This window comes from Salinibacillus xinjiangensis (assembly GCF_009649735.1).
In the GTDB taxonomy this organism is placed as follows: Bacteria; Bacillota; Bacilli; order Bacillales; family Alkalibacillaceae; genus Salinibacillus; species Salinibacillus xinjiangensis.
In genome coordinates this window covers 47,069-66,076 of sequence record NZ_WJNH01000007.1, presented here as the reverse complement: position 1 = coordinate 66,076, position 19,008 = coordinate 47,069, and the positions used below count along the sequence as shown (strand labels likewise).

Here is a 19,008-nt window from a genome sequence, read left to right as displayed (position 1 = left end):
AAACCATTCACTGATCTACTGTTATATTCTAAATTTGATTATAAAAAAGCCTTTTGATTAACTCAAAAGGCTTAGAAGGAACTATAGATTATTCACTTAAATGTGCCAATACATCCTCTACAGCTTTTTCTCCTTGATCAATACAATCGGGTAATCCAATTCCTTTAAAGGAGCTCCCTGCTAAAAAAACACCTGGCATATGCTGTTGCATGTTGGTCTGTACACGTTCCACACGCTGGTTGTGACCTACCGTATATTGGGGCATGACATTTTTCCACCGTGTGACCACTTTAAATAATGGCTTTGCTGTGATGTTCATCGTTTTATTCAAATCATTCAGGACAATTTTTTCAATCTCTTCATCAGAGAAATCAACTACCTCCTGATCATCAGGACGACCTACATAACAACGCACAAGCGCCTTTCCCTCTGGTATTGTATGCGGCCATTTTTTATGTGTCCACGTACACGCTGTGATTCGATAGTCATTATTACGTGAGACGACAAAGCCTGTCCCATCAATATCCTTTTGAATATCCTTCTCATCAAAAGCCATCGCCACATTTGCAACTGAGGTCGCTGGCATATCTTTAAATTCATTCATAAAGTTGTATTGGCTTAATATTTTTTGTGCTGCTTTGTGAGGCGCTGCCATCACTACAGCATCAGCGGTAATTTTTTCCTCATTGCTTAATAAAAGCTCGTAGGTTTGATCATTCTTCGTCAAATGACTAACAGCTACACCCTTAGTGACAATCCCCCCAAAATCTTGCTCAAGGGCATCAACTAAGGACGTCAAACCGTTTTTCAATGTTAAAAACATCCCTTGTTTCTTTTTCGGACTAGCCTTAGACGGCTTAGGCATCGTCTTTTTCAGACCTTTAATTAAGCTGCCATACTTTTGCTCCAATTGATAAAAATTTGGAAATGTAGCCATCATGCTCAGACGATCGACATCACTGGAGTAAATCCCTGAGAGTAGTGGTTCAATTAAGTTTTCTACCACTTCATCTCCTAACCGTCGACGGAAAAAGGCTCCTAATGATTGATCCTCCCGTGGTTTCCCCTTAGGAAGTATGAAATCACCAGCAGCTCGTAGCTTACCCGGTATGGAAAACAAACTAGAATAAACAAATGGTGTAATCTGAGTTGGTATCCCCATAAATGCACCCTTTGGCATGCTATGAAGCTTTCCATTCGCTAAAATATAGGATTTTCCTGATGAAACCCGAACAAGTTCATCCCCTAATCCGACATTTTTAGCTAGCCGAGCAGCACTTTCCTTTCGTGCTAAAAAGGAATCCGGACCACGTTCAATAGTAAAGCCATCCTTGTGTACGGTTTGAATTTTTCCACCTAATTGATTGCTTGCTTCAATCAATCGAAGCTTATAGGGGAGTTGCTTGCTCTTGATCTCCTTTTGCAAATAGTAGGCAGCGGTTAGACCTGCTATCCCACCGCCGACTATGACAATTTGCTTATCACTCATGATGATCCCCGCTTTGGACTTTTCTAAGTACAACATCTGCTAAAGTTCCGATAAATTGAGGGTGACTATTTGGCATTTCAGGACGGAAATAATCTGCCCCTAGTTCGTCACAAACAACCTTACATTCATAGTCATTATCATAAAGTACCTCTAAGTGATCGGAAACAAATCCAACAGGTGCATACACAAATGTACGATAACCTTTTTGTTCATACAAATCTCTGGTTAAATCTTGAACGTCAGGGCCTAGCCATGGATCGGGTGTATTCCCTTCACTTTGCCAGCCGATTTCATAATTCTTGATATTAGCCTTTTCGGCAATCAAATCAGCAGTTGATTGCAATTGCTTTGGATATGGATCACCATTTTGCAAAATCTTCTCTGGTAAACTATGCGCAGAAACGATAAGCACGGCCTTGTCTCGTTGTTCGTCTGTCATTTCTGCGTATACTTTATTGATTTGCTCGACCCAATAATCAATAAAACCTGGCTCATCATACCAATCCTCAACTGATGACATCTGGATGCCATACTTTTCAGCTTCTTCCTGTGCTCGACCATTATAGGCTTTCACACTAAAGGTTGAGTAATGAGGGGCTAGAACAATACTTACCGCTTCGTCAATGCCATCATCGTTCATTTGCTTCACAGCATCCTCGATGAAGGGCTCAATGTGCTTCAAACCTAAGTACATGTGGAATTCCATCTCATCCTGCAGTTCATTTAATTTTTGCTCTAGGGACTTAGCTTGCTCCTGTGTAATTCGGGCTAGTGGAGAAATTCCACCAATTGCCTTATATCGGTTTTTTAAATCCTCCAGCATTTCGTATGTTGGCTTTCTTCCATGTCGAATGTGCGTATAATAACGCTCCACATCTTTTTCCTCATATGGAGTCCCATATGCCATTACTAATAATCCTACTTTTTTCTTTGCCATTTCCAACACCTCTTTTAAGATTGCGCAGTATATTCATGAATAAATGCTGTTAATCGCTTTAATGTTTCAGGGTGAATTTCTGGAAATACACCGTGCCCTAGGTTAAAGACATATCCTGGTTGACTAACTCCCTGATCTAATATGCGTTTTACACGATCTTCAATAATTGACCAATCAGCCATTAATACAGCTGGGTCTAAATTTCCTTGTACGGTTTTTGTAATACCCATTGCTCTGGCTTGTTGAATCGAGGTACGCCAGTCTAATCCGATGACATCAACAGGCAGGTCATTCCATTCCTTGATGAGGTGACCTGTCCCTACGCCGAACATAATAGTTGGCACCCCTTCATCTTTAAGTTCTGTAAAGATACGGTCCATTGTCGGTTTGATAAAATAACGATAGTCGTCGGCATTCACAGCCCCTATCCAAGAATCAAACACTTGTACCGCCTTGGCGCCAGCATGGATTTGCGCTTTTAAATAGCGAATCACTAAGTCGCCGAGCTTATCCATTAAAGCAAACCAAGTTGTAGAATCTCCATACATCATTGCTTTTGTTTTATTATAATTTTTCGATGGACCACCCTCTACCATATAGCTGGCTAGAGTAAATGGGGCACCACTAAATCCAATTAGTGGGACATTTAGTTGCTCACGCGCTAATATTTCAATCGTTTTCAACACATATGGAACGTCGTGTTCAGGATCAATTTCACCTAAACGGTCAATGTCTGCCTTGGAACCGATTGGATTATCAATCACAGGTCCAACCCCAGGCTTGATGTCCACATTTACGCCAATTGGAGGTAATGGGGACATAATATCCTTATATAAAATTGCAGCATCTACATCGTATTGATCAACGGGAAGCTTCGTCACATAGGCACACAGCTCCGGTTGATGGGTAATTTCAAATAATGAGTATTTTTCCTTAAGTTTGCGATATTCAGGCTGAGACCTCCCTGCCTGACGCATAAACCATAATGGAACGTAGGATGTTTCTTCCCCACGATAAGCTTTTAAAATCGTATCATTAAACTGCATAAAGTGTTCACCCTTTATTTCTATCATCTCATACCTACTCTATGGTAAACTAATTCCTTTTGACTGTACACAAAAGCGCTATGTTTGTCACCAAATTGCCTTATTTGAAGAGCTTAAGCCCTAATCTAAGGTCACTTCATTGGAACGCTTACCCTCTTGTTTCGTCAATGGATTATACGGTATGACATAATAAGTTTTCTCATCAAACATTCGTAAATCAAAATCTTGAAATTCTCCCTGTCCTTCTACTGTCCCAATCCGCTCTGATCCATCATTGGTTCTTTGATAAACATGATACACCACACGCTCATCCTCCACTGGGGTCCACGTTAGCTTAGCTGATACCCCTTTAAAAAAGCCAAATGTTTTTTCAGCATGAAGATCAGTGATTTCGGGAAGGGATATCGGATCAGGAAGATCATGAACATTGTCGGGCTGCTTAAAATGACTTGCTAAATTCTGCTCTTTATCTACCTCAGTTAAAATGTCCTTCATCAGTTCTGTCGGCATACGGCTACCAGACTTCACATAGTGATCCTCATCCGTTCGATCATACCCCATCCAAACGGCCCCGACAAACTGCGGGGTATAGCCGGTAAACCAAACGTCTTTATAGGCTTTTGGATGATGGGGATGCTCTGTTGAACCTGTCTTTCCTGCCAATGCTTTGGGAAAATTTCCACTACTTCCAGTTCCACTTTTGACAACCGCTTGGAGCATCTTGGTCATGTTCCAGGCCGTTTGTGGATGAAATACTTCTTTTTCCTGGATCTCTGCCTTCTCTAATATTTCATCATCACGATTTTTAACCTTTAGGATTGTATAGGGCTCTACTGTACTTCCTTTATGAGCGAAGGCACGATACGCCTTGACCATGTCCAATGGTGTTATCCCTTCTGTTAGCCCACCTAAGGCAATTGATAAATTTTTATCAGGAATCTTCATGCCCATTGATGATAAATATTGTTTGGCAAAGGGTACCCCCATTTCATTTAACAGCCAAACTGCAGTTGCATTCTTAGAATCCTTAACAGCATCATACATGGAAACTCGCCCTTCATATACATCATTAAAATTCTCCGGTGTATATGTTTCTCCATATGTAAGCTTTTCATCTACTAGCAACGAGTATGGATGGTAATCTCCCGTTTCCAAAGCAGGGCCATAAACAGCAAGTGGTTTAAAGATAGACCCAGGCTGTCGCTTCACAAAAACCCGATTTAGGTCCCCACGTTCAAACTGTCTTCCGCCAAGAGCAGCGACAATGGCACCTGTTTCTTGGTCCATTAAGATAAATACACCCTCCATCCCCTCGGTTGAGCCGTTAAAATATTGGTCATTCTGAAAATGTTCATAAGCTACCTTTTGAATGGTTGGATTAATCCCCGTTACAATCTTATAGCCACCACGATAAACCTCCTTGGCGCTAATATGATATTTATCTTCCATTTCCTTTAAGACAAGATCAACATAGGATTCAATCCATGGGCGCTCTACCTGTTCTCCCTGATTAATTTCTGTAGTTCGCCCTTGTAGGGAGGTCATTTCCTGAGCATCAATCATATTCAGGTCCTGCATGCTTGCAAGCACCAGATTTCGTCTTTCCTTTACTTGTTCAGGATGGTCAATAGGTGAATAATGTGTAGGAGATTTCGGAATCGCAGCCAACATAGCTCCTTCTGACAAAGTAAGTTCAGAAACACTCTTCCCAAAATAAAACTGAGCTGCTTTTTCAATACCATAAACCCCATGACCGAAATAAATTTCATTTAAGTAGTACTCTAAAATCTTCGGCTTGCTTAGCGTTCGTTCTAGGTAAATTGCCCCCATTACTTCCTTGGTCTTACGGAGCCAGGATTTATCATTGGTTAAAAATAAGTTTTTCACTAATTGCTGGGTGATAGTACTTGCACCTTCCACCTTTTCAAGCGCTAGAATATCTTTATATAAGGCCCGTCCAACCGAAACCATATCGACTCCTGCATGCTCATAAAATCGCTGGTCCTCAATGGCTATAAAAGCGTTTTGCACATGCTTGGGGATTTGGTCAATTGGGATAAAGGTCCGATTTTCACTATATAAGGTGGCAACCTCAACTCCTTCAGCTGTCTCAATGACCGTTGCCTCGGAAAAAACAAATCCTCGGTCATCTACAACCATTTTCCCACCGATAATAATAATAAGGTATCCGATGACACCTAGAAGCAGGGTGCTTAAAATGAGAATCCCACCCCACTTCAAGGCGGGGTGCTTTTTTGAGGCATTATGTTTCCCACTACGTTGTTTCATTGACATGCACCTCTTATTCCGATGCAAATTTTACACTATACTCTTATTATACGATAAGAATGTCGAATCTAATAACAAAATGTCTATAATTGGGGATAATTTGGCTATGATGGAAAAAGGAGGTTTACCTCGGACAAAATATGTGAAACTGAATATAATAGTAAGAGAAAGGAGCATGGCATATGAAGGTCTTAATGACGAGTGGAACCGTAGATTATTTACTGAAAATCAAACAAAAATACCCCGAAGCCAATATTCAAGTTATGCAAAACGTTACTAGTGGATTAGCCTATTATGAAGGGAACAATGACGAGGTCTTTGAGGAAGAACGTATTTACGAAACAGTAGATATGGTTGGTGAAATGCAGGATGAAGGCTTTGTAGTGATGAACCATATTCCGGTCACCGACGAAGGCAGACCTATTTTTGAGGATCGATTTAAAAACCGCAGTGGAAAAATTGAAGATATGCCTGGATTTCAAGCCCTACGTATTCTCCGTCCTGAACAAAGGAATACCTATATCGTACTTAGTCAATGGGCAGATGAGGATAGCTTTATCTCTTGGAAAAACTCTCTCTCCTTCAAGGAAGCCCATAAACAGCAGGATGCAAAAAAACAGGAAAAACCATCCTATAGTGCAGGCGACTCTTATGTTACTCAATATCACATGGTAGTAGGGGAATAAAAAAGCTAGACAGTTAGCTGAGCTTCTAACTGTCTAGCTTTTTATTTAATTCAAAACTTCATTTTTAAAAAATGCCCGAAATTCTTCTTCTGGTTTAGCACCAACAAGGCGTGCAGCCTCTTCCCCATTTTCATAATGAATAATGGTTGGTGTTGCCTTAATATCAAACTGATTCCAAGCTTCATCATATTCAAGAACGTTTACTTTCTCCATATTCACACCTAATTCCTCTGTTAGCGGTACAACCACTGGAGTAGCCTTTTGGCAGTGTGAACATTCAGGACTGTAAAAATAAATCGTTTTATTTTCCCCTTCATCTAATGACAGCTGCAATTCACCAGGTGTGATTTGGTTATTGTACAAATCCGCATCCTGATTTTTTTGATACTGAACCACAAAAATCAAAGCTCCAAACAAAACCACAATGACTGCTCCAAAGATGATTAGCTTTTTCATAATTATCTCTCCTTACCTTTCACCAATATAACCATATACATAATGAGAATGGCTGTAAATGCGACAAAGGACATAAACGGAATAGTAACAAAACCAAAATAGTTCACATACTCAGCTGTGCAGGATACCTGACCACAAAAGTCGCCTGTAGATGCACTTTCTACTTTTTGTACGATGTAATGATATAACGCCAGTGGTGCACCAATTAAACTAAGAATGAATCCCGGCCATGCCATATGTAGGTTCTTTTTCGCTATAGCCGTACCTAAAATGATAACCAAAGGATACATTAGAATCCGTTGAAACCAACATAATTTGCAAGGCTCATAATGCATAATTTCAGAGTAAAATAAACTTCCACATGTTGCAATAAAAGCTACTCCCCACATGATAAGAAGTAAATTTTCAATCGTTTTATTTACTGTCATGGCAGAACTCCTCACATGTTAATCTTTCAGTCTATTGTAAGAATTTTTATTCTATCTTATCATACCATGTTTATTTTCAATAGAAGAGTTTCTTGCTTTGCGGGTTAGAGTGGGAGATCCTGTTAGTTTTGCTTGAATTCGTTCAGTTAACTAGTTTATTCTGTCAGTTACAATAGGAATCCCGTCATATTGCTCACATTTCTTGTTATTGTATCTTCACCAGGATGGCATTCGATCGACTTTTGTAATTATATCAGTTAGTTTTGTCGATTAACCTGTTGGGTTCGCTTCTATTCACGTCAACTTCGCTTCTTTTCCTGTCACTTATCACCTTCTTTCTGTCACCATATGATATTCATGCCAGATCACTTTATAATTCCGTCAGGATTCTCGTAATACAGTCGAAACCACACATAATTCCGCTCCGCCCCCCCCCCCCCCCCCCCCCATGCCCCATTGTAAGCACATAAATAAAAAACAACGCACCTTTGAGATGCGTTGCCCTAGCCTTCTCTATTATGCTACTTTATTCCATCCTGAAACATCATCCTCTAATGGAATGCTATTCGCGCGATTCTTTTTGGCAGCGTAGAAGAACAATGCGATTAGAATAGCGGAAATGATAGCTGCTCCCACGTAAGATGTGCTCAATTCTATTCCGAATCCTATTGGTGCATTCAAAATGTATGTTGTCGTTGCCATAAGCATAAACATACCTGGAATTAACGGAATCCAGTAATTTTTCTTTGCAATATACAGGTACATGGCCCCGACAAACAAGGCAATGACAGCCGTGGACTGGTTAGCCCATGAGAAGTAACGCCATAGCAATTCGAAATCAATTTTGGTTAATGCAAAGGAAATCGCAAACAACGGAACTGCAATCCATAAACGATTGACGATTTTCTTCTGTGAGAAACTAACATAATCAGCAATGATCATCCGAGCACTACGGAAGGCTGTATCTCCTGATGTGATTGGAAGCACAATTACACCAATCACAGCAAGGGTACCACCAACAGCACCAAGCATTAGAGTAGACGCCTCACTAACAACTGCAGCGGCCCCACCATTTGCAATTAATTCGTTTAGTCCTGTTGAACCATTGAATAAGCTCATAGCGGCAGCTGCCCAAATCATCGCAATAACACCTTCAGCAATCATCATACCGTAGAAAATCTTACGTCCTTGCTTTTCAGCCTGTGTTGTACGAGAAATAATTGGTGTTTGTGTTGCATGGAAACCAGATAATGCTCCACAAGAGATGGTTAAGAATAGTAATGGGAAAATCGGTGCATTATCAGGATGTAAATTTGTTAATGAGAGTTCAGGAATTGGTGCGCCAGTGACTACTAGGCTGATTCCAATACCAATCGCACTAATGAGTAGCAATGCCCCGAAAATTGGGTAAAAACGACCAATAATCTTATCTATAGGCAGTAAGGTTGCAAATATATAATAAAGGAATATTGCACCTACGATAAGTCCCATTGTTGACCATCCACCCATTAAGTCATGTAGTAGGGCAGCTGGTGATGTGACGAAAACGGTTCCAACTAAAACTAAAAGTAAAATAGCAAATGCGTTGACCACATGCTTCATGACCTTGCCTAAAAACTTACCAGCTAATTCAGGTAAATGAGCTCCGCGATTTCGAATGGAAATCATCCCGGTCAAATAATCATGAACGGCACCAGCAAAAATACACCCGAACACGATCCATAAAAAGGCAACAGGTCCGTAAAGCGCTCCCATAATCGGGCCAAAGATCGGACCCACTCCTGCGATATTTAAAAGTTGAATTAATGAATTTTTGCGTGAATTCATTGGTAAATAATCAACACCATCTTGGTTCGTGTAAGCAGGTGTCGATCTATTTTCATTGACGCCAAACATTTTTTCAACAAACTTACCATAAGTAAAATAACCTATAATTAATAGAATAATACCAGCAATAAAAGTATACATGAAGTAACCCCCTTGAGGTAAATTGAATGCGTTTACATAGATTATAAGATAGGATTTGACGTTTTTGTGAATTTTGGTTGTATCATGTCGAAAAATGGAATTGAAAGGTAGGTTTTAAAGATTTACGTGTGGTTTAGAGTTGGGGATAGGGAGCGAACTATAATTCTAACCGCTCCCGAAGCGTCTTTACATAGTTCCGACTGACAGAAAGCTTCTCCTCTCCCCCAGTTACTTCCAGCTGATATGCCCCATTGAACCATGGAGTTAGCCTTGTGATGTGATCTAAATTAACAACATAGCTTTTATGGATTCGAAAAAATGAAAAAGGAGCTAAGCGATTTTCTAGTTCCTTCAAAGGCGTCTTGCTTTCAAATTCGCCATTGGTGGTAATAATTTTGGACACCTTCTCCTTCCGATAGATATACAAAATATTAGCTGGTTTGATGTACACAATTTCCCCCTCGCGTTCAACGGCTAATTTCCCGGAAGAAGGCAAACTCCTCTCCCTAGCATCCGGGGTGAAGAGCTGTTTTTCAATTCGTTCTACGGTCTGTTGTAGCTGGTCTTCATCATATGGCTTTAACAAATAATCAAGCGCCTCATAACGAAACGCCTCAGCAGCAAATTCCGGATAGGCAGTCGAAAAAACAATCAGCGGGACTTTTTTCAATTCCCTCAACGACTGGGCTGCTTCCATTCCGTTCATTTTAGGCATCTCAATATCTAAAAAGACAACATCAGGCTGTAGCTTAAGAGCTTGCATCACAGCCCCTTCACCTGTTTCCGCTACACCCACAATTTTTATAGAGGAAAACTCTCCTAATAAGTGCTTTAATTCTTCACGAGCATAATGCTCATCATCTACAATTAAGGTCTGAATTTTTTCTGTTTGTTCCATAATTACTCCTCCATTTTCGGAATGAAAAATGAGATTTGTGTTCCTTTTAAAGGCTCACTTTCCACGTGTAAGCTTGAGGCTTTTCCAAACTTTAGGATTAAACGCTGGTTCACATTGTATAGTCCAAGGCCAGTCCCTTTCTCAGAATCCAATTGTTTGACTCCTATTTTCTCAATTTGCTCAGAACGGATGCCTTTCCCGTTATCCTCCACCGATATTTGTATTTTTGAGTCCGCGTCTATAATCGAAATTTTTATGATGCAATCCTGCTCCTTATCCTTAAACCCGTGCTTAATTGCATTTTCTACAATCGGCTGTAAGGTTAACGGTGGAAGCTTTTTAAATAGAACTCCTTCATCAACGTCATAATCAATGTGTAGCCTGTCCACAAACCTTGCTTGCTCAATTTCAAGATAAGCCTTCACGTGGGTTAGCTCCTGCTGCAACGATGTGAGTTCAGCGGTTGTATGGGATAAATTTTGCCGCAAAAATTGAGAAAGAGAAATTAATAATTTCCTTGCCTTTTTCGGATCAATTCGAATCAAAGATACAATGGTATTAATGGAATTGAATAAAAAATGTGGGCTAATTTGTGCCTGTAATGCTTTAATTTCAGCATCCTTTACTAGCTTATGAGCCCGGTCTGCCTCTGCCACCTCTAATTGGTTGCTTAGCAGCACACTTAAGCCAGAAATGAGTTCAATTATTACACCCGTAATTTCTTTTTTAGATTGAAAGTAAAATTTTAGTGTTCCGATTGTCTCACCCCTTTGCTTCAGAGGAGCCACCACTGCTGCTCCTAGTGGGCAGTGCTCGTTAACACAATGGATGGTTTCATCGTTTGCAACGACTAGCTCCCCTGTTTGTATTACAGTTTTAGTAATTTCTGTTTGCAGCGGGCTATTTTCCTTGTGATGATCATCAGCCATTCCAACATGAGCTAGAATACGGGTTCTATTGGTCATCGCGACCGCACTTGGTTTTAACTCATTATATAAAATTTCGCACACATTTCTAGCTGTATAATTGGTCATTCCCGTACGTAAATAGGCCAGAGTTTGGTCAGCGATTCGCAAGGTTTTTTGCGCCTGAAAAGCTCCTGCCTTTTCTTTTTCACTAACAACATTTTTAATGATTAAGAGAAACAGCGCAGCCCCCACTCCATTCGCTAACATCATCGGAATCCCAATCACTTCTACAAGATTCAATGCTTCTTCAAATGGTTTCGCAACTCCTAATATCACCAGCATTTGTATCAATTCTGCTAATAGACCAACTAGAAATGCACTCGAAAGTCGTACATGTCTGTTTTTGCGGTGAAAAAGGCCAGCTAGAATCCCTGCGATGACGGTAGCAATTCCACATGCAAATGCGGTAAATCCACCTAGAAAGAAACGATGAATGCTAGCAATTAAACCTGCACCAATCCCAACCTTATAACCACCTAGCAATCCAGCCAACACAACACCAATGACCCGAGAATTGACAATGGCCTCATCCTCAGCCAAATGAACCGCTCCTCGATTAAAATCAAGCGTATCCATATTCAACGTTAGGCCAGAATAAGTTCCAATGATTCCAAAAAGCCCGAAGAACAGGAGCGCTGTGATTTGCTGTCTCTTACGCAATTCATTTTGATAAAACATATCCTGAAAAAAACGCAAACGTGTAAGAACAAAAGCAATGGAAACGATTATACCAACACGTTCTAGCATAGTAAAAAGTAAATAAATCATCGATGAATCCCCTTATTGTACACTGTTAAAATTATTATGTGGATTTTGGTTATTTCTATCAAACATGTGTTTAACCGATTCGGTCAGTTGTTGATTGAATTCGGTCACTTGATTATTTAATTCCGTCTAAAGGCTATTTTATCACGTCTATTATTCTATTATTCAATCTGTCCATTTATTGGGAGTGGTGGAGATTTTGGGATTCGGTCACTTCCCCTGTGAAATCAGTCATATTCTAAAAGAATCCCGTCTAAAACTTATTGAATCCGATCCCAACCTCCAGCATCCGGTCAAATTATGCACGATTCCTGTCACTTGCACATAATCAAGTCAGAATCAGCCTCAAACCAACACAAAAAAGCCACCTATTACCAGGATCACTCCATCCCAACATTAGGTGGCTGCTCTTACCTTGACTACTTTACGACTCTTTCATAACTCCATTTCGATGCGCATAAACCGCAGCCTGAGTACGGTCTTGAACATCCAACTTACTTAAGATGTTGCTCACATGCGTTTTCACTGTTTTAATTCCAATATATAATTTCTCACTAATCTCTTGATTGGTTAGCCCATTCCCGATACAAACGAGCACTTCCAGCTCTCGTTCTGTCAGCTCATCATGTGGACTCACATCATGCTGTCGGAAACGGTTCATCATTTTACTTGCAACCTTTGATTCGATTACATTTTCTCCACGCACAGCCTTTTTAATAGCATCTACTATTTCATCGGCTGATGATGTTTTTAACATATAGCTGAATGCCCCCGCCTCAAGAGCAGGAAATACCTTCTCGTCATCATAATAGCTTGTCAAAATAATAATCTTACATGCTGGTAAAAACGACATCACTTTTTTCGTAGCATCAATGCCATTACCATTCTCCATCATTAAATCCATTAGCACAACGTCAGGTTTTTCTTTTTTAATCAGTTCAGCTCCTTCATTTCCACTAGAAGCCTCACCAACGACGTCTAAGTCGTCCTCTGTTAGTAAATAGGTGACAATTCCCTTGCGAACGACTTCATGGTCATCCACAACCACAACTCGTATCGGACTCCCCATAATTTTCCCCCTATAACGGAATTCGTATAATAATATATGTACCTTCTCCCTCTTTAGACCTCACTACAAATGTCCCACCAAGCTCCTCGGCACGCTCCTTGATGGTTTTTAAACCGTAGGAGGTTTTGTTGTCCATTTTTTCATTAACTTGAAAGCCGACACCATCATCCTTAATATGTAAGTATACTTCCTCTTCCTTTTCTATTAGTTCAATTAAAACATTAGAGGCGTTGGCATGCCTGAGAATGTTTGAAAGGATTTCTTGAATCATACGAAACAGCTGTTCTTCTGATGCACTGGATAGGTTTGTAACTTCCTCAACCTCAAGCTGAAATGCAATTTGGCAGCGCTCTTTAAGCTCGTCTATCAACTTGTACACACCGCTTTTCAAAGATTCACCTGATAAATGAACAGGACGCAGATGCAGTAAAAGAGCCCGCATTTCTGTCTGAGCTTGAAGGGCCATTTGAGCAATTTCCTTCATTTGGCTTTTGGCCTTATCTGGATTTTTGTCTAATAGTTTGACCGTGGCTTGCGACATCATCGTTAGGGCGAATAACTGCTGGCTTACTGCATCATGCAAGTCGCGGGCTAATCGTTGTCGTTCCTCCATTGTAGCGACTTTATGAGCTTCTTTAGCAAAATCGTTTTTCTCATCAGCCATCCGTTGTAGTGATTTTACCTGGTTTTGCATTTTTTCCGCCAGCTCATTTAACTCCTTGACGATATGGCTAATTTCATCTCCATATTCCTTGTCATAGATTCGTGCAGAATACTTTCCTTTAGCAAGGTGTGAAATGAGGATGGAAATGCCATCAATACGTTCCTTTAAATGACTCGCATCGTGGAAACTAACATAAATAGCTACAGGAGTCATAACTACAATGATTAAAATAATAGCCATAAAAATAGCATTTAACGTAAGCCAAGTAGGTTTAAATACGGAGTACGTAAAAAAGAATAGAAACGCCATGACTAATAATGAGAAGTATATTGTTTGAAACTGTGCTCGTACAAACCGAAACCGTAAGCTATTAAGCTTTTTAAACATTAGCCATCACCCCTATACACGATCAATTCGAATGTCGCCAACTTGAAAATCTAAATTGATCGTCAACTTTCTCGTCGCTTCATCATAATTCTGTGTCTTATATGATAGCTCTTTCCTTAAGCCAGCCGCTTCCTGGTCTAACACTTTTATATCGCCAACGTTAGCCGTAGCTTGAACCTGGAATTCTAGGTCCTGCGGCATGAGCATGCGAATATCTCCAACCCAACCCCTAACTTGAATAGACGTATTTGTATCTGGAATATAGGCCTTTGTGAAATCAAAGTAATAGTCCCCTACCCCAGTCCATAAATCCATAGGCTCAAGGTTCCAGTTTTCCTCACTAAAGCTATGATCCCCGACAAAGGATTTATGGTTTTGGCCTTCTCCACGATCCGAATCAAACGTCACTTTCACCCGTTTGCCCTTTTTCTTTGATTTTTTGGCAAATAACAACGAATGCAAACCTATATAGACTAACAGCAACGGCCAAAGCTCCCAAACATCACCAAATCCAAAATCAAGTACACCATAATTTCCAAGCACCACAAGTGAGGCATAGATGGCTAAAAACGAACCAGCTGTCCAGCTTCCGCCTCTATTCGAGCGAAAAGCATCAATAAACCATTTCATCCCTACAACAACCAGCAGTAAGGGCCAGTTTTTTCCAATAACAGTTGATATTTCCATGGAAATAATATCGAAATTTGCAAGAATAAGTAATATTCCTAATCCAATTAAGATCATTGAAACGATGACTGTCAGTAAACTACGCGATTTCATGTTCTCCCCCTCAACTTTCCATTAGTTATATATTAAACAAAGACGTACTTTTTCCTGCTATGAATCTTTATTCCCATATTGCATTTGAATCAATTTTTTATTGGTAAACTGATATAAAGCGAATAATTCGTAACGATTCCTCCGCAAATCATAATTTGTGTGATTTGAATTTGAAACGCCATTAATATAGATGTTACAAGAAATGAAACTGGCACTAAGCCTGTGGAAACCATCATGAGCATACTCATCATTTTTCCAATCATTTTTTTATCTGTGGTGCGCTGGATTAGGGTCACCAGTGGAATATTAATAAACTGTAAGCAAATCGCAGCGACAAAAATGAGTAATGCATTTAGATAAAGATGAAAAGCAAATCCAGTTAAGGCATATAGAACTCCGAAAATTGTTAAAGAAGTTAACAACACCCTGCCTGGCTTTTTAAAGTCTTTTCGAATCGATAGAATGATAGAACCTAGGATTGCACCAACACCTAATGAAACCTGAAGAATCGTAAGGGCTAACGCATTTTCCTGAAATACATCCTTTACTAAAATTGGAATCCCCATTGATAAAGGACCAGCCACAAAAAAATTCACTACAAATCCCATGATCATTATGCTTTGAAGGAGCTGGTTAGCCTTAATATATTGAATCCCCTTTTTGAAATCAGCAAACGCACTTTCCTTAATCTCTTCCTGTTCACTAGCCTGTATTTTAACACGCCAAACCGTCAAAGAGGCGATAGCTAGCATCACAAAGGCTACTGTGAATACCCCTGTAAATCCAATGAAATAAATCAAACTACCTCCCAATACAGGGCCAAGTATAGGACTTACCTGTTTGGTCATTTGGATAAGTGAGTTTCCTCTTTGGAGTTCGTGTTCATTAAGTAATTCTGCTGTTAGAGAATCTGTAGTCGGATAACTAAAAGCATCTGAAATCCCAAATAAACCGGCGAGCAAAATCAAGTGCCATGCTTGAATGAGATCGGTCACAATAAGCAATAACACAAGAAAAACGAAGAAGCTTCTTGTAATATCGGTAAGAAACAGAATCACTTTTTTCTCAACTCGGTCAGCTAACACTCCGCCAACACTTAAAAATAAAAGTCTTGGAATCGAGGCAGAAATAAACAATAGCCCAAAGAAAAATCGATTATCTGTAATGGATAGCATAAGCCATTCTGCACCCATAATGTAAACGTAGTAACCTGGAGCAGACATAAGTGAGCTTATAAACAAGTATAGAAAATTTTTATTTTTAAATACTTCTACCTTCTTTTCGACACCATCCTGCGCCATTACATCGGTTTGGACCATTGGAAACCACCTTTTTAATAATTGTTACTTTAAATTGTAATGGAATATTAAACATAGAGTAACAAGCTAGGGATGGTTTTGATCTCCGTCTTAAGTCGGAGAGGTATATTAAAACGTTTATTTCTAATTCATAAGGGTAACGTAACTATGTAGATGTATCAATGGCAAGAAAGGAGTCTGATTTCAATGGATGCCAAACTTCAACAATTAATCGAAGGCTTAAATGAGGACTTAGCAAACGAATATGCAGCAATGATCATGTACACCTATGATGCTGCCGTAGTATCAGGAATCTATCGCCAAGTGCTAAAACCTTTTTTTGAAGGAGAAGTCACTGACGAAGCAGGACATGCCTTATACTTATCTGAAAAAATAAAGACTCTAGGCGGGACTCCAACCACATCTCCTGCTGAGGTAAAACAATTAGAAAACGTAAAGGACATGCTCGAACAAGCCCTACAATCTGAAATTGATACAATCAAACGCTATGAAACACGCAAGAAACAAGCTGACGAATTAGGATATACTGAACTCGTCATCAAATTAGAGGACATGATTGCAGATGAAACGCATCACAAGGAAGAAATGGAACGCTTGCTAGTGGATTTTTAATATAAATATTAGCCCGTCCCCTTGTCTCACGATTGGGGTCGGGTATTTTTTTTGCTATACTAAATGTAAACTACATGAGGGGAGACTATTTATGTGGGAGGATATTTTTCAAGCTATTGATGGTCTGTATGATGAAATGGTGGAAAATCGTCGCTATCTTCATCAATATCCAGAGCTTTCCTTTCAAGAGGAACAAACAGCTCAATTCATTGCTAATCACTATGAAAAACTCGGAATTCCATACAAAACGAATGTCGGTGGGTACGGAATTGTTGCGACATTAAAAGGCGGAAAACCAGGTCACACCATCGCTTTACGAGCTGACTTTGACGCATTACCTATTCAAGATGAAAAAGATGTACCTTACAAATCCAAGGTGCCAGGAGTCATGCACGCCTGTGGTCATGACGGGCATACTGCTACCTTGCTCGCTCTTTCTAAAGCTGTTCAACCATTCCAGGAGCAGTTGCCGGGAACGATTGTGTTTTTACATCAACCAGCAGAGGAATATGCACCTGGTGGGGCTAAGCCGATGATTGAAGCAGGTGCATTGGACGGGGTAGATGCGGTCTTTGGTACTCATTTATGGTCAGATACACCCTTTGGCGTTCTACATACGACAAAAGGAAACTTTATGGCTGGTGCCGACCGCTTTGAAATTACGATTAAAGGAAAAGGTGGTCATGGAGCAATTCCACATCACACCAAGGACGCCATTGTGATTGGTTCACAGCTGGTTTCTCAGCTACAGCAAATCATTAGCCGTCGTATCGATCCTTTAAAAACCGCCGTTGTCACAGTAGGGATCTTTGAGGCAGGGCAGGCCTTTAATGTAATTGCGGATACTGCCAAGCTTTCTGGCACAGTTAGAACGTTTGATTCCGATGTGCAGGACCAAGTCATTGCTGAAATCGAAAAAATTGCAGAAAGTGTTTGTTTACCTTATGATGCGGATTTTGATTTAAATTACTTAAAAGGGTATCCTCCTGTTGTCAATCACAAAAAAGAGGCTGAAATCATTTTAAATGATTGTAAAAATGTCCCAGGAATTTTAGGTGCTGAAGAGGTTGAACCAACGATGACCGGTGAAGATTTTGCTTATTACTTAATGGAACGACCAGGTGCTTTCTATTTTACAGGGGCTCAAAAGGAAGGGCATCATTATCCCCATCACCATCCTATGTTTGATTTTGATGAGCGCGCCATGCCACTTGCTGCTAAAACCTTAATACAGGCGTACCGGAGTTATCAGAAGCAAAATTAATGTCCTTCATAGGCTTTATGAAGGACATTTCACCTGCGTTTCTGAGTGCTTTTGTCCTTCATTTGTCTTATGAAGGACATTTCATACGCGTTTCTGTGTTATATTGGCCTTCATAGCCTTTATGAAGGACATTTCACCTGCGTTTCTGTGTTATTTTGGCCTTCATTTGTCTTATGAAGGACATTTCATACGCGTTTCTATGTAGTTTTGTCCTTCATATGTCTTTCTCCATCAAAGGTGTGCTACTTAAACGAGTCACCCTATTTTCTTTTCTAATAGTCGTAACCGAAAACCATTCATGGCCGTTTCACCAAGCTGTGTTAATAACCGCGAATTTGCCCAGGCTCCTACAACAGCCCCGAATCCAGGAATAAGCTGAAGCATTTTCACCAAATCAATCGTGTCTCGATACTCAAGTTGTAATTCCTTCCAATCTAAATCCTTCCAATAATCCTTTTCCTGATCCCAATTCACAACACGCTCAAGAACCTTGCGTCTACTTTGTTCACTTGAAAAAGCCAACATAAAGAGATGGAGCAGATACATTTTCTCTTCATATTTATTCACATCTAAACCGTAAAGCTGCCCAGCGTCAAATAAAAACTTCATTTTAATACTTAATAGCATAGGGAAATCAGCAAGTCCTAAAAATATTCCACCAGCACCAGTTCCTGCCCCTTCAATTGTCGCTGTATGACGGTATTTCTGTAAGCGATCTTGAACCTCTTTTTCCCGTCTCTCTAAATCCCACGCTGGATTCACATCCACTTTATAAATATAAGAGGAGCTCGTTAAGGAAATTTCAATCATTTTTCGAACACTTTCGGTCACTACTTTATGGGCTTTTTCTGGTATTTTTTGATTTATTTTCGTTTGTACAGATTTGGAAGCCTTTTGAAACATCGAGGACTTCCGTTGCATTTTCCGCTCCCATTTTCTAGCTTCCTGCAAAACCTCTCGCTCATATGGAGTCATGACACCAA

At 40.0% G+C, this 19,008-nt stretch carries 17 protein-coding genes; 3 read left to right on the top strand and 14 right to left on the bottom strand.

Annotated features, from left to right (window positions below; genetic code table 11):
• Positions 1-88 precede the first annotated feature (88 nt).
• From hemY to GH754_RS11490, 4 genes are all read right to left on the bottom strand, one after another.
• Positions 89-1,489, bottom strand: coding sequence for a protoporphyrinogen oxidase (gene hemY, locus GH754_RS11505; RefSeq protein WP_153728853.1), 1,401 nt, complete (start codon positions 1,487-1,489; stop codon positions 89-91).
• Entirely contained in the window at positions 1,482-2,426 is a 945-nt protein-coding gene (gene hemH, locus GH754_RS11500) for a ferrochelatase (RefSeq protein ID WP_153728852.1), read from the bottom strand. The genes hemY and hemH overlap by 8 nt, the downstream gene beginning before the upstream one ends.
• A gap of 14 nt (positions 2,427-2,440) precedes the next feature.
• Positions 2,441-3,499, bottom strand: a complete 1,059-nt coding sequence (hemE, locus tag GH754_RS11495; protein WP_228550243.1) for a uroporphyrinogen decarboxylase — start codon at positions 3,497-3,499, stop codon at positions 2,441-2,443.
• A 93-nt stretch (positions 3,500-3,592) separates the two neighbouring features.
• Positions 3,593-5,761, bottom strand: a complete 2,169-nt coding sequence (locus GH754_RS11490) for a transglycosylase domain-containing protein (RefSeq protein WP_153728851.1) — start codon at positions 5,759-5,761, stop codon at positions 3,593-3,595.
• Between the two features lie 182 nt (positions 5,762-5,943).
• Between GH754_RS11490 and GH754_RS11485 the strand changes: the two genes are divergently transcribed.
• Positions 5,944-6,447: an antibiotic biosynthesis monooxygenase family protein gene (locus tag GH754_RS11485; protein WP_153728850.1), complete on the top strand. Its 504-nt coding sequence runs from the start codon at positions 5,944-5,946 to the stop codon at positions 6,445-6,447.
• Between the two features lie 45 nt (positions 6,448-6,492).
• Here the strand turns inward: GH754_RS11485 and GH754_RS11480 are convergent, their stop codons facing one another.
• From GH754_RS11480 to GH754_RS11440, 9 genes are all read right to left on the bottom strand, one after another.
• Complete coding sequence (locus tag GH754_RS11480; RefSeq protein ID WP_153728849.1) at positions 6,493-6,903, bottom strand: thioredoxin family protein; 411 nt, start codon at positions 6,901-6,903, stop codon at positions 6,493-6,495.
• A gap of 2 nt (positions 6,904-6,905) precedes the next feature.
• A complete protein-coding gene (locus GH754_RS11475) occupies positions 6,906-7,331 on the bottom strand; it encodes a disulfide oxidoreductase (protein WP_153728848.1) in 426 nt (141 codons plus the stop codon).
• 516 nt (positions 7,332-7,847) lie between these two features.
• Complete coding sequence (locus tag GH754_RS11470) at positions 7,848-9,299, bottom strand: carbon starvation CstA family protein (RefSeq protein WP_153728847.1); 1,452 nt, start codon at positions 9,297-9,299, stop codon at positions 7,848-7,850.
• A 157-nt stretch (positions 9,300-9,456) separates the two neighbouring features.
• Positions 9,457-10,197 (bottom strand): LytR/AlgR family response regulator transcription factor, encoded by a 741-nt coding sequence (locus GH754_RS11465; protein ID WP_153728846.1) that lies wholly within the window; start codon positions 10,195-10,197, stop codon positions 9,457-9,459.
• 2 nt (positions 10,198-10,199) lie between these two features.
• A complete protein-coding gene (locus GH754_RS11460; RefSeq protein ID WP_153728845.1) occupies positions 10,200-11,933 on the bottom strand; it encodes a sensor histidine kinase in 1,734 nt (577 codons plus the stop codon).
• A 421-nt stretch (positions 11,934-12,354) separates the two neighbouring features.
• Positions 12,355-12,999, bottom strand: coding sequence for a response regulator (locus GH754_RS11455; protein ID WP_153728844.1), 645 nt, complete (start codon positions 12,997-12,999; stop codon positions 12,355-12,357).
• Positions 13,000-13,009: 10 nt separating this feature from the next.
• Positions 13,010-14,050 carry a sensor histidine kinase gene (locus GH754_RS11450; RefSeq protein WP_153728843.1) on the bottom strand — a complete coding sequence of 347 codons (1,041 nt, stop codon included), beginning with the start codon at positions 14,048-14,050 and terminating at the stop codon, positions 13,010-13,012.
• 12 nt (positions 14,051-14,062) lie between these two features.
• Entirely contained in the window at positions 14,063-14,830 is a 768-nt protein-coding gene (gene liaF, locus GH754_RS11445) for a cell wall-active antibiotics response protein LiaF (protein WP_153728842.1), read from the bottom strand.
• An 89-nt stretch (positions 14,831-14,919) separates the two neighbouring features.
• Positions 14,920-16,149, bottom strand: coding sequence for an MFS transporter (locus GH754_RS11440; protein ID WP_153728841.1), 1,230 nt, complete (start codon positions 16,147-16,149; stop codon positions 14,920-14,922).
• Positions 16,150-16,335: 186 nt separating this feature from the next.
• Between GH754_RS11440 and GH754_RS11435 the strand changes: the two genes are divergently transcribed.
• On the top strand, positions 16,336-16,761 hold the full coding sequence (locus GH754_RS11435; protein WP_153728840.1) for a ferritin-like domain-containing protein: 426 nt from the start codon (positions 16,336-16,338) through the stop codon (positions 16,759-16,761).
• A gap of 91 nt (positions 16,762-16,852) precedes the next feature.
• On the top strand, positions 16,853-18,025 hold the full coding sequence (locus tag GH754_RS11430) for a M20 metallopeptidase family protein (RefSeq protein WP_153728839.1): 1,173 nt from the start codon (positions 16,853-16,855) through the stop codon (positions 18,023-18,025).
• 255 nt (positions 18,026-18,280) lie between these two features.
• On the opposite strand, the gene GH754_RS11425 is transcribed toward GH754_RS11430, so the two are convergent.
• On the bottom strand, positions 18,281-19,000 hold the full coding sequence (locus GH754_RS11425; RefSeq protein ID WP_153728838.1) for an EcsC family protein: 720 nt from the start codon (positions 18,998-19,000) through the stop codon (positions 18,281-18,283).
• Positions 19,001-19,008 lie beyond the last annotated feature (8 nt).